At 59.3% G+C, this 17,629-nt stretch carries 18 protein-coding genes; 11 read left to right on the plus strand and 7 right to left on the minus strand.

Annotated elements, in window-relative coordinates; genetic code table 11:
- Positions 1-169 precede the first annotated feature (169 nt).
- Both BFP89_RS06085 and BFP89_RS06090 read right to left on the minus strand, forming a co-directional pair.
- Entirely contained in the window at positions 170-601 is a 432-nt protein-coding gene (locus BFP89_RS06085) for an acyl-CoA thioesterase (protein ID WP_065884627.1), read from the minus strand.
- Positions 602-624: 23 nt separating this feature from the next.
- Positions 625-2,562 carry a RecQ family ATP-dependent DNA helicase gene (locus BFP89_RS06090; protein ID WP_065884628.1) on the minus strand — a complete coding sequence of 646 codons (1,938 nt, stop codon included), beginning with the start codon at positions 2,560-2,562 and terminating at the stop codon, positions 625-627.
- 289 nt (positions 2,563-2,851) lie between these two features.
- Between BFP89_RS06090 and BFP89_RS28295 the strand changes: the two genes are divergently transcribed.
- From BFP89_RS28295 to BFP89_RS06110, 5 genes are all read left to right on the plus strand, one after another.
- Positions 2,852-3,022: a YhfG family protein gene (locus tag BFP89_RS28295; RefSeq protein WP_122463858.1), complete on the plus strand. Its 171-nt coding sequence runs from the start codon at positions 2,852-2,854 to the stop codon at positions 3,020-3,022.
- Complete coding sequence (locus BFP89_RS06095; protein ID WP_065884629.1) at positions 3,022-3,615, plus strand: putative adenosine monophosphate-protein transferase Fic; 594 nt, start codon at positions 3,022-3,024, stop codon at positions 3,613-3,615. The genes BFP89_RS28295 and BFP89_RS06095 overlap by 1 nt, the downstream gene beginning before the upstream one ends.
- A 282-nt stretch (positions 3,616-3,897) precedes the next feature.
- Positions 3,898-4,197, plus strand: a complete 300-nt coding sequence (locus BFP89_RS06100) for a hypothetical protein (protein WP_065884630.1) — start codon at positions 3,898-3,900, stop codon at positions 4,195-4,197.
- Positions 4,198-4,489: 292 nt separating this feature from the next.
- Positions 4,490-4,960, plus strand: a complete 471-nt coding sequence (locus tag BFP89_RS06105; protein ID WP_065884631.1) for a hypothetical protein — start codon at positions 4,490-4,492, stop codon at positions 4,958-4,960.
- Between the two features lie 277 nt (positions 4,961-5,237).
- Positions 5,238-5,594, plus strand: coding sequence for a DUF1493 family protein (locus BFP89_RS06110; protein WP_065884691.1), 357 nt, complete (start codon positions 5,238-5,240; stop codon positions 5,592-5,594).
- A gap of 203 nt (positions 5,595-5,797) precedes the next feature.
- On the opposite strand, the gene BFP89_RS06115 is transcribed toward BFP89_RS06110, so the two are convergent.
- Positions 5,798-7,339 carry a phosphoenolpyruvate carboxykinase gene (locus tag BFP89_RS06115; RefSeq protein ID WP_065884632.1) on the minus strand — a complete coding sequence of 514 codons (1,542 nt, stop codon included), beginning with the start codon at positions 7,337-7,339 and terminating at the stop codon, positions 5,798-5,800.
- A gap of 179 nt (positions 7,340-7,518) precedes the next feature.
- Complete coding sequence (gene hslO, locus BFP89_RS06120) at positions 7,519-8,421, minus strand: Hsp33 family molecular chaperone HslO (RefSeq protein ID WP_065884633.1); 903 nt, start codon at positions 8,419-8,421, stop codon at positions 7,519-7,521.
- A 121-nt stretch (positions 8,422-8,542) separates the two neighbouring features.
- On the opposite strand from hslO, the gene BFP89_RS06125 reads away from it, so the two are divergent.
- Complete coding sequence (locus tag BFP89_RS06125; protein ID WP_065884634.1) at positions 8,543-9,346, plus strand: phosphatase PAP2 family protein; 804 nt, start codon at positions 8,543-8,545, stop codon at positions 9,344-9,346.
- Positions 9,347-9,482: 136 nt separating this feature from the next.
- On the opposite strand, the gene BFP89_RS06130 is transcribed toward BFP89_RS06125, so the two are convergent.
- Positions 9,483-9,890 carry an RNA-binding S4 domain-containing protein gene (locus BFP89_RS06130; protein WP_065884635.1) on the minus strand — a complete coding sequence of 136 codons (408 nt, stop codon included), beginning with the start codon at positions 9,888-9,890 and terminating at the stop codon, positions 9,483-9,485.
- A 116-nt stretch (positions 9,891-10,006) separates the two neighbouring features.
- Between BFP89_RS06130 and BFP89_RS06135 the strand changes: the two genes are divergently transcribed.
- Genes BFP89_RS06135 through rimK form a run of 3 tightly spaced genes read left to right on the plus strand, consistent with a single transcriptional unit; the run spans position 10,007 to position 12,183 of the window.
- A complete protein-coding gene (locus BFP89_RS06135) occupies positions 10,007-10,786 on the plus strand; it encodes a S6 modification regulatory phosphodiesterase RimA (RefSeq protein WP_065884636.1) in 780 nt (259 codons plus the stop codon).
- Between the two features lie 45 nt (positions 10,787-10,831).
- Positions 10,832-11,281: a retropepsin-like aspartic endopeptidase RimB gene (locus BFP89_RS06140; protein ID WP_170827547.1), complete on the plus strand. Its 450-nt coding sequence runs from the start codon at positions 10,832-10,834 to the stop codon at positions 11,279-11,281.
- A complete protein-coding gene (rimK, locus tag BFP89_RS06145; RefSeq protein WP_003171022.1) occupies positions 11,278-12,183 on the plus strand; it encodes a 30S ribosomal protein S6--L-glutamate ligase in 906 nt (301 codons plus the stop codon). Before BFP89_RS06140 ends, rimK begins: the two co-directional genes overlap by 4 nt.
- Positions 12,184-12,322: 139 nt before the next feature.
- Here rimK and BFP89_RS06150 read toward each other — a convergent pair whose 3' ends face one another.
- Both BFP89_RS06150 and ompR read right to left on the minus strand, forming a co-directional pair.
- Positions 12,323-13,636: an ATP-binding protein gene (locus BFP89_RS06150; protein ID WP_065884638.1), complete on the minus strand. Its 1,314-nt coding sequence runs from the start codon at positions 13,634-13,636 to the stop codon at positions 12,323-12,325.
- Positions 13,637-13,752: 116 nt separating this feature from the next.
- The gene (gene ompR, locus BFP89_RS06155) at positions 13,753-14,493 is read right to left on the minus strand and encodes an osmolarity response regulator transcription factor OmpR (RefSeq protein WP_065884639.1); all 741 of its coding nucleotides are present in this window, start codon (positions 14,491-14,493) and stop codon (positions 13,753-13,755) included.
- Positions 14,494-14,849: 356 nt separating this feature from the next.
- Here ompR and BFP89_RS06160 point away from each other — a divergent pair, with 356 nt between their 5' ends.
- Positions 14,850-17,174 (plus strand): Tex family protein, encoded by a 2,325-nt coding sequence (locus tag BFP89_RS06160; protein ID WP_065884640.1) that lies wholly within the window; start codon positions 14,850-14,852, stop codon positions 17,172-17,174.
- Positions 17,174-17,557: a PaaI family thioesterase gene (locus tag BFP89_RS06165; RefSeq protein ID WP_065884641.1), complete on the plus strand. Its 384-nt coding sequence runs from the start codon at positions 17,174-17,176 to the stop codon at positions 17,555-17,557. Before BFP89_RS06160 ends, BFP89_RS06165 begins: the two co-directional genes overlap by 1 nt.
- Positions 17,558-17,629 lie beyond the last annotated feature (72 nt).

Consider the following 17,629-nt stretch of genomic DNA (forward strand, 5'->3'; position numbering starts at 1 on the left):
CCGCCGTTATCGTGGCCGTGACGACCGTCGCTACTATCGCGATGATCACCCAGGCCGAGGTCATGCCTATGGGCACCGCAAGAACAAGCACAAGCGCCATCATCGCTATGATGACTAAGGCCTGACGAAAATCCCATGTGGGAGGAAGCTTGCCCCCTCCCACATTTGGTCAGCCTACCAACCGCTGCAACGCCTCGCGCAACAGCCCCGCAATCGCCACCGGCTGGTTCGACGCTCTATCGACAAACACATGCACAAAGCGCCCCGCCGCACAGGCCTCCTCCTCGCCGGCCTTGAACACCGCCAACTCATACTGCACCGAACTGTTGCCCAACTTGCCCACCCGCAAGCCGATTTCGATGCGCTCGGGAAAAGCGATCGACGCAAAATAATCACACGCCGAACTCACCACAAACCCAACCACTTCACCGTCATGAATATCCAAACCGCCCTGTTCGATCAGGTAGGTATTCACTGCCGTGTCGAAGAAGCTGTAGTAGGTCACATTGTTCACATGGCCATACACATCGTTATCGTGCCAGCGCGTGATGATCGGCTGAAAGTGGGGGTAGTCGGCACGTTGTGGCACTGAGTCAGGCATGGGCACCTCGGGTGAAAGTGGGTTTACAACTCGTTCAAATGGGCTTCGGCCCACTCGCGTACATCGGCGTAGGGGTAGTCCTCCAGTGCGGCGAAACAGGGAATGCCCCGCGCCTTCAACTTGGTGAACAACGGCACGCTGATTCCGCCCAGAAAGCGCGTAAGCCGTTCCGCACCCGGTAACTGGCCGGTGTGCTCATGATGCCTGTGGATAAAATCACCGCACAGCCCCATGAAGTTTTTATCCACAAGCGGCGGCAGGCTCGGCGGCGCCGGCAAGTGCGCGACATGTCCGTGGCACACCGAGCAGTGCCCGCAACGCTGCGGTGCGTTTTCATCGCCAAAATACAGCGCAAGGCGTTGCCCAAGGCAGCGCTCGGTGGCGAATAGATCGAGCATGGCGTGAATCCGCGCCACCTCCGTCGTCTCATGGCGCTTGAAGCCTGTGTATAACTCGGTGCTCAACACCTGCGCATCGAAATCGGTGTTGAGCAGGCTGTAGACCTCGGTCATCTGCTTGCTTTCCAGCTCGATCAGGCCCTGCTCCTGGAAGTAATCCAGCGCCTTCACCACCCGGCTGCGCTCGGCATTGTGCTGCTGATACAGCGCGTCGAAATCCACCGTTGCCCAGGTTTTTGCGCGTTTGCACACCTGGATGATCGCCGCGACAAATTGCTGCCGCTCGCCGGAGAAACGTGCGAGCAAGGCCTCGGGCTCGATCAGGTACTTGAAACGGTATTCGGCATAAAACGCGTAGCGCGGCGCGATCACGCCCTTGAGCTCCAACTGCACCAGCAGGGTCTTCAACGGCAGCTCGCGAATATTGCTGTGGTCCGACAACGACTTCAGCAAAAACTCCCACTGGCCCTCGCCACGTGCGGCCTGCAATTCTTCCAGCACCCGACGGATACCCTCCTGCTCCGGCGTATCGCCGTACACGAAGTTCTCCAGCACATTGAGGCTGTCGCGGTTGGCCAGCACCAGGCAGTCGGAGGGCCGGCCATCACGACCGGCGCGGCCGATTTCCTGGCTGTAGTTCTCGATGGATTTTGGCAGGTCGAAGTGCACCACGTTACGGATGTCACTTTTGTCGATGCCCATGCCAAACGCGATGGTGGCGACGATGCAATTGGAGCGCCCGCCCATGAAACGCTGCTGGATGCCCTCGCGTTTATCGTGGGGCAACCCGGCGTGATACGCCTCGGCCTGGATGCCGTTGCGGTTCAGGTGCTCGGCAATCTGCTCGGCGGTTTTCTGCAGGGTGACGTAGACGATGCTGGGCTGGTCGGCCCGCTCGCTCATCCATTGCACAAGGCGACGGCGCTTGTCCGCGCCGCTCACCGGCTCCACCAGCAAGTTGAGGTTGGGCCGGTAGAAGCCGGTGGTGACGACATCGTCCGCAGCAATGGCGAACTTCGCCTGCATGTCGGCAATCACCTTGGGCGTCGCCGTAGCCGTCAGCAGCAATGCTTGCGGGATATTGAACTGACGCTGATAGTCCGGCAGTTTCAGGTAGTCCGGGCGAAAGTTATGGCCCCACTCGGAAATACAGTGCGCCTCGTCCACCACCAGCAGCGAGATCTGCACACTTTGCAGGAAGTTTCGAAAGCGCTCGTTCTTCAAGCGCTCCACGGAAATCATCAGGATTTTCAGCTCACCGGAGCGCGCGCGCGCCATCACGTCATTGGCGTCTTCGCGGCTTTGGGCCGAATCGATACTGCCGGCTGAAATGCCGTGGCGCTTGAGGAAACCCAACTGGTCCTGCATCAACGCCAACAGCGGCGACACCACCAGCGTGAGGTGCGGCAGCAGCACGGCTGAAAGTTGATAACACAGCGACTTGCCAGACCCGGTCGGGAAAATCGCCGCCGCCGAACGACCGGCCAGTACGGCGCTGACTGCTTCTTCCTGGCCCGGACGAAACTGCGGATAACCGAAGACCTGCTGGAGGGTGTCGTGCATAGTCTGTCACTCCATTGACCGTTGAACATGGCTTGAAAACGTAGCCCATGAAGTTCAGCGAATCGAGAAAGGTCGCATGGAAAAAAGAGACAGGATGATACACAGGGTGAGGGATGGCCCAGGGCCGAAGTGGGATTTTTCCGTGGGAATAGCAGGAAGCGGCAGAACCAGATGTAGGGAGGAGGCTTGCCCGCGCGCCCATGTTAGGGTTGTTGGTGGTTTTTTAACCTGTCTGTGCATTGATGCATTGCGCTACAATCAAAGCCTTGCTAACCAGGAGTACGCTGCAATGAGCGAACTGACGTTTGAGCAAAAACAGGATCATTACCACAAGATCCGCCGTTCCAACTACCTGGCCAGCCTGCGCCTGGAAGGATTCGACACCCAACCGGCCGACGTCGACAAACCGCTGCCGACCCGCGAAGCCGTCCTTGCCAAGTACCGCAGCACCCAACGCTGATGCTCGACAAATACGGGGTGGGCCAGGATCCGTACTGCTACCCCGGTAGCAGCGTCCTGCGCAACCGCCTCGATTTGCTCGACGAAACCAGCCTGCACCAGGCCGAGCGGGAACTATCCGAAATTGCCATAGGCAACCTCCCTCTTTTCCCGCCGCCCTACGACCTTGACCGTCTGCAACACATCCACCGCACCCTGTTTGGCGATATCTACGATTGGGCCGGCGAACTGCGCAGCGTCAATATCCAGAAAGGCGACACGCTGTTCTGCACCCCGGAACGCATCCCGCCGGAAGCGGCGAAGATCATTCGGCATATGGAGGAAGCGAACTGGTTCGTTGGCGTAAGCCAAGCCGAACTGGTAAAGCGGATTGCCGAGGCCTACGGCGACCTCAACGTCATCCACCCTTTCCGCGAAGGCAATGGCCGGGCGCAACGGATTCTGTTTGAACAAATCATCGTGAATGCCGGATTTTCGGTGAACTGGTGGCTGGTGAAACATACGGCATGGATACCGGCGAATATCGATGCGGTGGCGTGTGATTATCGGGGGCTGGAGGCGATTTTTGAGCGGTGTATCAGTAGGCCACGCTAAAACAGCCTTTTGCCTGTATTGCACCATCACACCACACCCACCTATAGTTCGCCCCTCGCTGCAAAATCAGCGACCGGGTTTGGTCACCCGGTTACAGAGATCGCATACGCACCCTCAGATGTCGTAGGCACTTCCGTGCCCACACGCTTCATGGCGGCTGTGTTTGGGACGCCTTCGGGCGTACCGGGTGATCCCTGCCGGTTGACCAACCTGGACACAGTCCGCCACCCATCGTTTGGTCACGATGATGGCGGTCTTCTAACTACACAGAGATCGAATTCAATGAACGTTATAAATCCGTCTGAAAATCGCTATCGCCCTCTTCGCACAAACTTCACCGACACGCATCCCCTTGTCATCGACACCGAAGCCAAAGCCGAAGACATCCAGTCCGCCGCCCACCAACGTATCCGCGCAGCTACGGACCTGCTCGAAACCTTCTCCTGCCTGACCTTCGAGCACGCCGACCTCAAAGACATTTCACACATCATCAACGCCTTGTACCTGCTGGTTCAGGACGGCTGTGATTTGCTGGAAGCCGCGCAACACGTACAACTGCAACCTGAACAGACGCAAATCTAAGCAACGCGCTATGTAGGAGCGAGCTTGCTCGCGAAAATCGTCAACGATGACGCGGTAAATCAGAAAAAACCCGGCGTCCTTGAGTTTTTCGCGAACAAGCTCGCTCCTACAATTGAGCGGCTTCGACTGTTAAATCATTGCCAAGCCATAAATGCCGAAGTCCGCTGTAGGAAACCGCCAAACGTTGCGCCATCCCTTTCCCAAACTGCTGCAAAGACCCGCTCAACCCTCTACAGAAGTTACCCGCAGCTGACTGAAAATAGCGCCCTCTCAACTTTTTGGGCAGAAACCTGTGAATATCGAAAGGACTCAATACATCGGGCACTATGGGGTCATCTTCATAGTGACTCGCTTTACTGTTTTACCTGACAATCGGCATTCTTTAGACAACCTATGCCTGCCTGAAGCAAAAACGGCGGCGCGGCAATTGCGCGATCAGATACGCAGGCTGTACGAAAAAATGCTGGCCAGAGATTTGCCATGCGAGATGAAGGTCGCGATTTCCTATCCTTTGAGACGAAATCAGGCGGATCGGCTAAACGACCAAAACGTGCTCATCAAACAAATAATCTCCGGAGCGGTGAAAGCACCGGGGCTTGTCATTTCAAACGTAACTGCAGGCTTCGTTGGCAATACGATTTCCGGCAAGCTTCGCCGATACCACGCTGGAGACATCATCATCGGTTTGGATGCCAGTGTGAGAGGAGGCATAGGGCCTCAGCGCTCAACACTCTCAATGCATGTCTACTCGGACGAGTCTTAGTAACATGGCCCTTTACCTTCAATCTGCGTCTTTTCTCGTTATCTATTGGGTTCTGCACTACCAAATCACAGACCCAATGCTCAGAAGACGCTTCGCAGTCATATGTCTCGCAACAGGCCTGATTTTGACGTTCCTACTACCCTACGTAGCGGTGATTCTCAGAATACCCCTCCTACCTGTCTTTATATTCCTGATAGGCTTGGCACTCTTCATCACCCGAAACAAATACCGCTTCCACCGCAACCAGCCGCCTCACCCACTCCTGCGTGCCCCCACCATGAACCTCGCCCTCGACTTCCCCGAAGACCCCGTCATGCAGCAGCTCCTGCAATTGCTGCATGAAGAAATCGGTCTGCCGAAACACAAGACCATTCGCCTGCAAACCTCACTCAACTTCGACCTGGGCTGTGATGGCAGTGAGGCCAAGCAGCTGATGGAAGCGCTGGAGCAGGAATTCGCGCTCGACCTGGGCGACTTCGACACTTATCGTTACTTCAACCCGCCGGTGTTTGATGTATTTCTCAAACGTCGGGCCAAGGGCCGTGGCGAAAAAGTGCCGCTGACGATCAACATGCTCTACCTCGCGATCAAGACCCACAGCTGGAATACGCAAACGCTGGAAAACCTGGGCTGACCTGAAGTACACCGAGAATCAAGTGTGGGAGGGGGCTTGCCCCCGATAGCAGTGTGTCAGGTGATCAACTTTTGACTGTTACACCGCAATCGGGGGCAAGCCCCCTCCCACATGGGATCTGCGCAAATCCGGCGAGTGGGATACAACCTGTCGCGCACAAAAAAGCCGCCCACGAGGGGCGGCTTTTTCACAACTTACGAACCTTACAACTTAGGCCCAGCAGCCTTGATTGCATCGCTCACTTCAAACTTCTTGAAGTTCTCGACGAACAACCCGGCCAGCGCCTTCGCTGCTTCATCGTAGGCCGCCTGGTCAGCCCAGGTGTTGCGTGGGTTCAACAGGCCGGTCTCAACGCCCGGTACGGCCAATGGCACGTCGAGGTTGATGGTGTCGAGGTGCTCAGTCTCGGCACCGATCAACGCGCCGCTCTGGATCGCTGCGATGACGCCGCGAGTGGTCGGGATGTTGAAGCGTTTGCCGACACCGTAGCCGCCGCCGGTCCAGCCGGTGTTGACCAGGTAGACCTTGGAGCCGAAGCCACGGATGCGCTTGATCAACAGCTCAGCGTATTCACCGGCCGGGCGTGGGAAGAACGGTGCGCCGAAGCAGGTGGAGAAGGTCGACTTGATGCCGCTGCCCGAACCCATTTCGGTCGAGCCCACCAGTGCGGTGTAGCCGGACAGGAAGTGGTAGGCCGCTTGTTCTTCGCTGAGGATCGACACGGGCGGCAGTACACCGGTCAGGTCGCAGGTCAGGAAGATCACCGCGTTGGGCTCGCCGCCCAGGTTCTTCTCGGAACGCTTGGCAACGTGCTCCAGCGGGTAGGCGGCGCGGCTGTTCTGGGTCAGGCTGACATTGGTGTAGTCAGCATGCCCGGCTTCGTCGATAACGACGTTTTCCAGCACGGCGCCGTGCTTGATGGCCTTCCAGATAACCGGCTCGTTCTTCTCGGACAGGTCGATGCACTTGGCATAGCAACCGCCTTCGATGTTGAACACCACGCCTTCGCCCCAACCGTGTTCGTCGTCACCGATCAGGTAGCGGCTTTCGTCGGCGGACAGGGTGGTTTTACCGGTACCCGACAGGCCGAAGAACAGGGTCACGTCGCCTGCTTCGCCGATGTTGGCGGCGCAGTGCATCGGCAACACGTCGGAGGCCGGCAGCAGGAAGTTCTGCACCGAGAACATGGCTTTCTTCATTTCACCGGCGTAACGCATGCCGGCGATCAGCACTTTTTTCTGGGCAAAATTGAGGATCACGCAACCGTCGGAGTTGGTGCCGTCACGCTCTGGCACGCACTCGAAGTTGGCCACGTTGAGCACTTGCCACTCGTCACGACCGGCCGGGTTGTACCGGGCCGGGTTGATGAACAGGCAACGACCGAACAGGTTCTGCCAGGCAGTCTGGGTGGTCATTTTCACGGCCAGGTAGTGATCTTCGGAAGCCCCTACGTGAACGTGGGAAACAAAGTGTTCCTGCGCGTTGTTGAAGGCTTCTACGCGGTTCCACAGGGCATCGAACTTGTCGGCCGGGAACTTGCGGTTGATCGGGCCCCAGGCGATTGCGTCCTGGGTAGTAGGCTCTTCAACGATGAAGCGGTCGACCGGCGAACGGCCAGTGCGGTGACCCGTTTCTACGACCAGCGCGCCAGTATCGGCAAGCACGCCTTCACCGCGCTGCAGGGCTTCTTTGACCAGATCGTCAACACTCAGATCGGTGTATACGGCGTTATTGGCTTGCGTCATGAGGTTCCCCGTCGGCCTGTGGCCGAGTGCTCCAAACGTTTTGTAGTAGAAAGTTGCGCACTACTACCGCGAAAAAAGTGGGCCGGATTATGCCAGAAAAGCCCAAAAAGAGTAGGGCCCTCCCGTCAGAACGCCTCTAATCCGGCATTTGGCAGGTGATTTACCTGTGCTTAAACGTTTTAGTGACGGGTGTCGGAAGGGGTGTCGCTGCCTGCGCCGGCGAATAATTGAGCGACATCGGCGGCATCGAACAGATAACGCTCATTACAGAACTGGCAGTCGATCTCGATATGACCACCGTGTTCCACCACCAGATTTTGCGCATCTTCCAGGCCAAGGCTGACCAGGGCATTGGCTGAACGCTCGCGCGAGCAGCTGCAATTGAAGCGCAGGGACTGTTCGTCGAACAGGCGCACCGCTTCTTCGTGGTACAGGCGGTGCAGGATGGTCTCGTTGTCCAGGCCCAGCAATTCTTCAGCAGTCAGGGTGCCGGCCAGGGCGGTCAGCTTGCGCCAGCTATCGGTGCGCTCATCCTCGTCCTTGATACGGTCAGCCGGCAATTGCTGCAACAACAGGCCGCGAGCGCGCTTGCCGTTGGCATTGAGCCAGAACTTGGTGCCGACCTGCTGGGACATGACGAAATAGTTGGTAAAGCAGTCCGACAGGGTCTCGCCGTCCAGATCAACGATGCCCTGGTAGCGCTGGCCCTCGGTGGGGTCAACGGTGATGGCCAGCACGCCATCGGCCATCAGCTCGGAGAACGTGGCATCCGGGGTAATCCGGTCGACGTCATAGCGGGCCAGGCCACGGATTTCGCGCTCGCTGGAACACTCGATCATCAACATCGGGATCGGACCTTCGGAACGCGCCTGCAGGATCAGCAAGCCATCGAATTTCATCGTGCCCACCAGCAGCGCAGCCGCCGCCATCAACTCACCGAGCAATTGCGCGACCGGCTCCGGATACGCGTGTTTGGCAAGGACTTCGGCATAGCTGAGCTCCAACGAGACCAGCTCGCCGCGGGCGTCGTTCTCGTCAAAGATAAAGCGTTGGGTGAAGTCGGTATCCGGTAGATCAGTCATAGGTTTGGGTATCTGAAGTGATGACAAAATGATTACAACGTTTATAAAATTAAACGCTTTAGCACCACATTGGTGCGATTTCTCCTGAAACAAGGAGCTAAAGAGCGATGAGGGACAGTTTATGAACAATCCGGGTTTGTTCCAAGCGAACTGGAACCTCCGGCGATGGGCTCTTTGCAATCTAGTCGCTATCGGGCTGCTGTGTTTCTGGCTGTGGCCCACGGGCCAGATGCTGTGTGTGATTTTCGACGAGTGGCTGTTTCACCTGCTCAATGGCCCGCTGGCCAGCAACTCGACCTGGCTGCACGTGTGGGCCGTGGCGAGCCTGCGGCCCTTCGATGCAATCGTCGGGGTGATTCTGCTGGCACTGCTGATTCGCGGCGACTGGGTGTTCAAGGTTATGCAGGTGCGCCAGGCGTTCTTTGGCTTCCTTGGTATTCTGCTGCTGTTGCTGTTTATCCGCATGCTGTTTTCCAAGCTCGCGGCGCACATGGGTTGGCAGCACAGCAGCCCGTCAATGGTGATCGACGGCGCGATTCAGATGAGCGATTTTTTCCCCGGGCTTGAGAAAACCTGGGAATTGAAAGACCGCTCGAGCCAGAGCTTCCCCGGCGATCATGCTTCGGTGTTGTTGATCTGGGCGATGTTCATGAGCGTGTTCGCCAAGCGCATCGGCCAGGTGCTGGTGATCTGGGGCCTGGCGCTGTTGTTCATGATGCCGCGGCTCGTAGCGGGCGCGCATTGGGGACAGGACGATTATATCGGCGGGGTATTGCTGGCGCTGTTGGCCCTGGGCTGGGGGTATTACACGCCGTTTGCGGCGAAGGTGTCGGGGTTCCTGTTACGAGTAACCGCGCCGGTGTTCGGGGTGCTTGGCAAACTGCCGGTGATCGGGCGCTTGAGCGTCATGCGCACAATCCCTTAACGACGCGAGCTAACTGTGGGAGGAGGCTTGCCCCCGATAGCGGCAGGTCAGCTACATATAAGTTGACTGATTCACCGCCATCGGGGGCAAGCCCCCTCCCACATTTTTGATCTCCTGCGGCGTGGAGATTGTGCAATCAATCATCATTGCCGCTGCCGCGAAACTTGAACAGGTCGCGACGCTGCTTCTTGCTCGGCTTGCCGTCGGTGGTCAGGCCTGAGGCCCCCGCCTTGCGCATGGCTGCGGCATTTTCCCGCTTGGCGATACTGGCTTCGGTTTCCGCGTACAACGCCTGTGCTTCAGGCGCACCCCGGCGCACGCTGGAGAGCGCTTGCACCACGACAGTCTTTTCATCAAACCCTGTACGAATCTGAAACTCATCGCCGACGCGCGGTTCCTTCCCCGGCTTGCAGCGCTCGCCGCGATGGTGCACCTTGCCGCTCTCGATGGCGGCCTTGGCCAGGGCACGGGTCTTGTAGAAACGCGCGGCCCACAGCCACTTGTCCAAACGGACCTTTTCTTCCTCTTCCTGCTTTTGAGCCACTTGAATTCCTCGCTCTGAAAAATGTCGCAACCTTACCGTTGAAACCCTTCGACGCATAAACCCCAAGGCTCACCTAAGATACGCCAGGTAGCACCCTGTTTTCGCGAGGATACGCCGTGACCGACTTTCCCCTTTCACTCACCTCGCCCAACCAGCGGTGCGTGGGTTGCCAGCAAAGCGAGCCGCTGGGGTTCGATTTTGCTTTCGCCTACCAGCCTATCGTAGACCTGCGTGACCGTTCGATATTTGCCCATGAAGCCTTGGTGCGCGGCACACAGGGTGAAGGCGCGTTATCGGTGCTGGCACATGTCAACGAAGCCAATCGCTACCGCTTCGACCAGCGCTGCCGCACCCAGGCAATTGCCGGCGCCGCTACCTTGGGCATGCAAACCTATCTTTCCATTAACTTCATGCCCAATGCGGTCTACCGTCCCGAACTGTGCATCCGCAGCACCCTCGACGCCGCCCGCGAGCACAATTTCCCGCTGGACCGCCTGATTTTCGAGACCCTGGAAAGCGAGCATGTAGATAACTATCGCCATTTGACGAATATTCTGCGTGAATACCGCCAATTCGGCTTCAAAACCGCCATCGATGATTTCGGCGCGGGCTATTCGGGGCTGAATCTGCTGGCCGATTTCCAACCTGACCTGATCAAGCTCGACATGGCGCTGATTCGCGATGTCGACCAGGACCGTGTCCGCCAGGTGATCGTCCGGGGGATTGTCACAATCTGTGAGCAGTTGGGGGTTACTGTCATCGCCGAAGGCATCGAAAGTGCCGGTGAGCGGGATTTCCTCTCCGACTGTGGAATATTTCTGATGCAAGGCTACTGGTTCGCCAGGCCCGCATTCAATGCCCTGGCCAAGGTTGCTCCTCAAGCCTGGACAAAATGACGGTACCCCCATTTGAAGACATTTGACCATTTGACCGTTGTGGGTCTGCGTGAGTGGGTGGCCCTTCCCGACCTGGGAGTGGCAGGCCTGCGCGCCAAGATCGACACCGGTGCCAGCACCTCAAGCCTGCACGCCACCGAGATCGAGCCGTTCGAACGCGACGGCGAGAAGTGGGTGCGCTTTACCGCGCACCTGGGCAGCGTGGTGCAACTGCGTCACCGGCGCTGCGAAGCGCCCCTGGTAACGATGAAAACCATCAAGAGTTCCAACGGCCATGCGCAGGTGCGCTACGTGATCAGCACCACCCTGGCGCTGGGCGATCGGGTGTGGCGAGTGGAATTCACCCTGGCCTGCCGCAAGGCCATGCGTTATCGCCTGCTGCTGGGCTCCAAGGCGCTGATTGACGGCCAGTTGGTCGTCAGCCCGGCCGTAAAATACGTACAAGACAAGCCGGTGTTCCCGGTCTCCACTATCTCTGCCCCAGGTGCCGCATGAAGATTGCTGTGCTGTCGCGAAACCCGCGTCTGTATTCCACCCGCCGCCTGGTCGAGGCCGGCACCGAACGTGGCCATGAAATGGTGGTGATCGACACGTTGCGGGCCTATATGAACATTGCCAGCCACAAGCCGCAGATCCACTACCGTGGCAAACCGCTGGAAGGCTTTGATGCGGTGATCCCACGCATCGGCGCCTCGGTGACCTTCTATGGCTGCGCAGTGCTGCGCCAGTTTGAAATGATGGGCGTTTTTCCGCTCAACGAGTCCGTGGCCATCGCACGTTCGCGGGACAAGCTGCGCTCGCTGCAACTGCTGTCGCGCCGAGGTATCGGCCTGCCGGTGACCGGCTTCGCCCATTCCCCGGATGACATCCCTGACCTGATCGAAATGGTCAACGGCGCGCCCCTGGTGATCAAGGTGCTTGAGGGCACCCAGGGCATCGGCGTGGTGTTGTGCGAAACGGCAACGGCAGCGGAGTCGGTGATCGAGGCGTTCATGGGCCTCAAGCAGAACATCATGGTGCAGGAGTACATCAAGGAAGCCGGCGGTGCGGATATCCGCTGCTTCGTGGTCGGCGACAAGGTGATTGCCGCCATGAAACGCCAGGCCAAGCCGGGCGAATTCCGTTCCAACCTGCACCGTGGTGGCAGCGCCAGCCTGATCAAGATTACCCCGGAGGAACGCATGACCGCATTGCGTGCGGCCAAGGTCATGGGGTTGGCCGTGGCAGGTGTGGATATCCTGCGCTCCAACCACGGCCCACTGGTCATGGAGGTGAACTCATCGCCGGGCCTGGAAGGGATCGAGACCACCACCGGCAAGGATGTGGCGGGGATCATCATTCAGCATCTGGAAAAAAATGGCGGGCCGAACATGACTCGGACCAAGGGCAAGGGCTAAAAGCTCTGCCCTGACACAACATCAAACCAAATGTGGGAGGGGGCTTGCCCCCGATAACGGTGTGTCAGTCCGCACATCGGTGACTGACAATCCGCAATCGGGGGCAAGCCCCCTCCCACATTTTGATCAATGTTGTTTGTCAGACTGCGTCTCTGGGCAACATCAACCCAAGCGGCAAGCGCACTCGGGCTTCCAGCCCACCCCCTTCACGGTTGCGCAATTCAACATTGCCGCCATGCATCGAAGCAATCCGCCGCACAATCGCCAACCCCAAACCGGTCCCCTTGCCGCCTCGGGCGCGGTCGCCACGGGTGAACGGGTTGAAGATGGCTTCCAGTTCAGCCGGGTCGATCCCCGTGCCGCGATCCATCACGCTCAGCACGACATAGGGCGCCGCGCTGTCACCCGACACGTATGCCGCCACCTCCACATCCGAACCGGCATGATGCAGGGCGTTGCCGATCAGGTTGTTCAACAGGCGCTTCATCGACACCCTGCGCAAGGCAAACGGCTGAATCGGCTCCAGGCGCATGCGCACCTGCTCACCGCTCTGGTTGTAGGGCGCGACCACTTCACGCACCAGATCGGTAAGGTCAACCTCCTCCACGACCTCATCACGCCCATCGCGGATGAACGCCAGGAACTGGTCAAGAATCGCGTCCATATCCTCGATGTCACGCACCATGTCATCGGTGAGGTCGGTATGGCTACCCATTAACTCCAGGGACAAGCGCAGGCGCGTCAACGGCGTGCGCAAATCATGGGAGACCCCCGCCAGCATCAGCTCACGCTCGCGTCCGGCCTGTTCGACGTCTTCCGCCATCTGGTTGAACGCGCCGTACACCTCGGTCATTTCACTGGGGGTGTCGCTGACCGGCAGGCGCACGCTACGCCCCTGACCCAGTTGGCGAGCGGCAAATACCAGGCGCTTGAGCGGTTGATTGAGCTGGCGCACAAAGATCCATGCGGACGCGGTTGAAAGCAGGCCGATGGCGAGAAACCAGCCCAACACGTTCCAGATTTTTTGCCCGCGCAGCGGATGCGGATACAGCGGGACCTTGATCCAGGCATCGCCCAGACTGGGCGCCTTCACCCAGAGCGCAGGCGAAACATGCATGCGCAGCCGCACCTCGGTGTCGTCGCCCAGTTCCGCCTGCATCTGTCGCTGGTAGATCTCACTGTAGGGCCAGTGCTGCTCGCCCTCGGGCACGCCGGCACCATCGACCCGGATCAGTGATGAAGCCTTGGCTACCTTTTCACGGTTCTCGGGGTCTACGGCCCAGTAGGCACGCAGCGTCAAGGCGACGCCATGGCTGTACTGCCGATCCACCAGCACGTCCTCGTTCATCAACAGATAAACCAGTGTGAGTGCCTTGGAAAACAGAACGACGATGAGCACCAGCCAAAGGGTGCGGGAAAAGAAACTTTGCGGGAACCACAGCGGGGTTTTCATAGGAGACAGCTAGACACCTTGCAGGAACGAGCGGCGCTCGCAGAATTGCAGACACCGGACACCCCGTCGATCCTCATGGAATCAAACGCCGGATGCCCGTCCCTGCAAATCATCGGTCACTTGGTTGCGGTGCCATCCGGCACAAACACATAACCCACACCCCACACCGTCTGGATATACCGCGGCTTGGAAGGGTCCGGCTCGATCATCCGGCGCAGTCGGGAGATCTGCACGTCGATGGAGCGCTCCAGGGCGTCCCATTCGCGGCCACGGGCCAGGTTCATCAGCTTGTCGCGGGTCAGCGGCTGGCGAGCGTTCATCACCAGGGCCTTGAGCACCGCGAATTCGCCGGTGGTGAGCATGTGCACTTCGTCGCCACGCTTGAGCTCGCGGGTCGCCAGGGACAACTCGTAGTCGCCGAAGGTCACGCTTTCGTCTTCGCTGCCCGGCGCACCCGGTACCGGCGGTGCCTGGCGACGCAATACGGCCTTGACCCGCGCCATCAGCTCGTCAGGGTTGAACGGCTTGGCCAGGTAGTCGTCGGCGCCCAGTTCGAGGCCCCTGATGCGACTCAGCTCATCGCCCTTGGCAGTGAGCATGATGATCGGGATCTGGTTGTTCACGCCACGCAGACGCTTGCAGGCGGTCAGGCCGTCTTCGCCAGGCAACATCAGGTCGAGCACGACCAGATTGAATACTTCGCGCCCCAACAGGCGGTCCATCTGCTCGGTGTTCGGCACCGCGCGCGCCCGGTAGCCCTTGGAGTTGAAAAAGCGCTCCAGCAGGCTGCTCAGCCCCGGATCGTCGTCAACGATGAGAATTTTTTCGCCTTCAGCAGTTTGTGCAGTGCTGCTCATTAGATGCTCCTCTTATCTCGGCGCGCATTATGGCCTAGCTGCCGTTATACGCACCGTGTGCATTGTTAGCAGATTTTTCCTCTACTACCAGCCAAGCCGCGTCCTGCAACTACCGGCCCAGTAGCCCTCAAGGGCGGAACGCTGGTTATAATGCGGCGCTTTCGTGCAGGGCAACGTCAGATCGTTACCGTTTACTGCCGGGCTTTTTTTTACGCGCTTCTCGTGTTTTTTCGATTTCGAGGGTCAATAGGCTGCCTCTTGACCCAGGCAGCGGCGCCGGTCGGGCCGCTCAACCAGCCTCGCAAGGCCTTGTTTTCCGGGCCTGCGAGCGGCTTTTCAGAATTTCAGGTGGTTTTATGGACAGCATCAACAGCCGCATCGCCGAGGAACTCGGTGTACGCCCACAGCAGGTCGAAGCGGCCGTCGCGCTACTGGACGAGGGCTCCACGGTACCTTTCATCGCCCGTTACCGAAAAGAGGTGACCGGCAGCCTTGACGACACCCAACTGCGGCACCTGGAAGAGCGCCTGCGCTACCTGAGAGAACTCGACGAGCGGCGTATCAGCATCCTCGCCAGCATCGAGGAACAGGGCAAGTTGACCCCGCAGCTGGAACGCGACATCAAGCTGGCCGATACCAAGACCCGCCTCGAAGACCTTTACCTGCCGTACAAACAGAAACGTCGTACAAAGGGCCAGATCGCCCTGGAAGCCGGCCTTGGCGACTTGGCCGACGGCCTGTTCAACGACCCGTCGCTGACGCCCGAAACCGAAGCCGCACGCTTTATCGACGCGCAAAAAGGCGTCGCCGATGTCAAGGCCGCCCTCGACGGCGCCAAGTACATCCTGATGGAGCGCTTCGCGGAAAACGCCAGCCTGCTGGAAAAGCTGCGCACCTACCTGAAACAGGAAGCCATTCTCAGCGCCCGCGTCATCGCCGGCAAAGAGGAAGAAGGCGCCAAGTTCCGCGATTACTTCGAACACGACGAACCGCTCAAAAGCATGCCGTCCCACCGCGCCCTGGCGATCTTCCGTGGCCGCAACGAGGGCATTCTCAGCTCCGCGCTGAAAGTCGGCGACGAGCTGCCGGGCACCATGCACCCGTGCGAAGGCATGATCGGTCAACAATTCGGCATTCAGAATCAGAATCGTCCTGCGGACAAGTGGCTCGGTGAAGTCGTGCGCTGGACCTGGAAGGTCAAGCTTTACACCCACCTGGAAACCGACCTGCTCGGCGAGCTGCGTGAAGGCGCCGAAACCGAGGCGATCAACGTATTCGCCCACAACCTGCATGACCTGCTGCTGGCCGCACCGGCCGGCCCACGCGCCACCCTGGGCCTGGACCCGGGCCTGCGCACCGGCTGCAAGGTTGCGGTGGTCGACGCCACCGGCAAGCTGCTGGATCACGCCACCGTGTACCCGCACGTACCGCACAATAAGTGGGACCAGACCCTGGCCGTCCTGGCCGCGCTGTGCGCCAAGCACGCCGTGGACCTGATCGCCATCGGCAACGGTACCGCCAGCCGCGAAACCGATAAGCTGGCCGCCGAGCTGATCAAAAAGTACCCGGCGATGAAAATGACCAAGGTCATGGTCTCCGAGGCGGGAGCTTCGGTGTACTCGGCCTCGGAGTTGGCGTCCAAGGAGTTCCCGGACCTTGACGTGTCCATCCGCGGCGCCGTGTCCATTGCCCGTCGCCTGCAGGACCCGCTGGCCGAGCTGGTGAAGATCGATCCCAAATCCATCGGCGTCGGCCAATACCAGCACGACGTGTCGCAGCTCAAGCTCGCGCGTGGACTGGACGCGGTCGTGGAAGACTGTGTGAACGCCGTGGGTGTGGACGTGAACACCGCCTCCGTGGCGCTGCTTGCACGTATCTCCGGCCTGAACGCAACCCTCGCGCAGAATATCGTCAATCACCGCGACGAGAACGGCGCCTTCAAAACCCGCGCGGCACTGAAAAAAGTCCCACGTCTGGGCGAAAAAACTTTCGAGCAAGCCGCAGGTTTCCTACGCGTAATGAACGGTGATAACCCGCTGGACGCCTCGGCGGTTCACCCGGAAGCCTATCCGCTGGTACAGCGAATTGCCGCCCAAACCGATCGCGACATCCGCTCGCTGATCGGCGATGCCGCGTTTCTCAAGCGCCTGGACCCGAAAAAGTACACCGACGAAACCTTCGGTGTGCCGACCATTACCGACATCCTGCAAGAGCTGGAAAAACCCGGCCGCGACCCGCGCCCCGAATTCAAGACCGCCGAGTTCCAGGAGGGTGTCGAAGACCTCAAGGACCTGCAACCGGGCATGATCCTCGAAGGCGTGGTGACCAACGTGACCAACTTCGGCGCGTTCGTGGACATCGGCGTGCATCAGGACGGCTTGGTGCATATCTCCGCACTTTCGGAGAAGTTCATCAAGGACCCGCGCGAAGCGGTGAAGGCCGGTGACGTGGTCAAGGTCAAGGTGATGGAAGTCGATATCCCACGCAAACGCGTTGGCCTGTCAATGCGCATGAGCGACACCCCCGGCGAGAAAATCGACGGCGCCCGTGGCGCGCGCCCTGGCTCGGCACCGCGCCCGTCGCAGAACACTGCGCCGCGCAAGGACACCGCGACAGCCGCACCGAGCAACAACGCCATGGCCTCGCTGTTCGCCAACGCCAAGCAACTGAAGAAGCGTTGATGGATATTCCGGCCGGTTTGACCCAGAGCGCGTTCAGCGAACTGATCGGCTGCCGCCTGCAACGCCTGGAGGAAGGCGTTGCCGAGGTGGCCCTGAGCCTGGCGCCGCAGTTGCGCAATCGCGGGGGCAAGTTGCACGGCGGGGCGATTTTCAGCCTGGTGGACATCACCATGGGACTGGCATGCTCCAGCGCCCATGGGTTCGATCAGCAGAGCGCGACCATCGAATGCAAGATCAACTATATCCGCGCCGTTGAAGACGGTGACGTGCTGTGCACCAGCCGGGTGATCCACGCCGGCCGGCGCACCCTGGTGGTCGAAGCCGAGGTGTACCAGGACGAAAGACTTGTCGCAAAAGCACAGGGCACGTTCGCTGTCCTATAGCTCCCTGCACATGATTTGAGTTAATTTCGGCGCTGTGACAACAGCGTCGGAATTTTCTCGCTGCGCTGTAGC

The organism is Pseudomonas sp. 31 R 17, from assembly GCF_900004915.1.
Lineage (GTDB): Bacteria > Pseudomonadota > Gammaproteobacteria > Pseudomonadales > Pseudomonadaceae > Aquipseudomonas > Aquipseudomonas orientalis_A.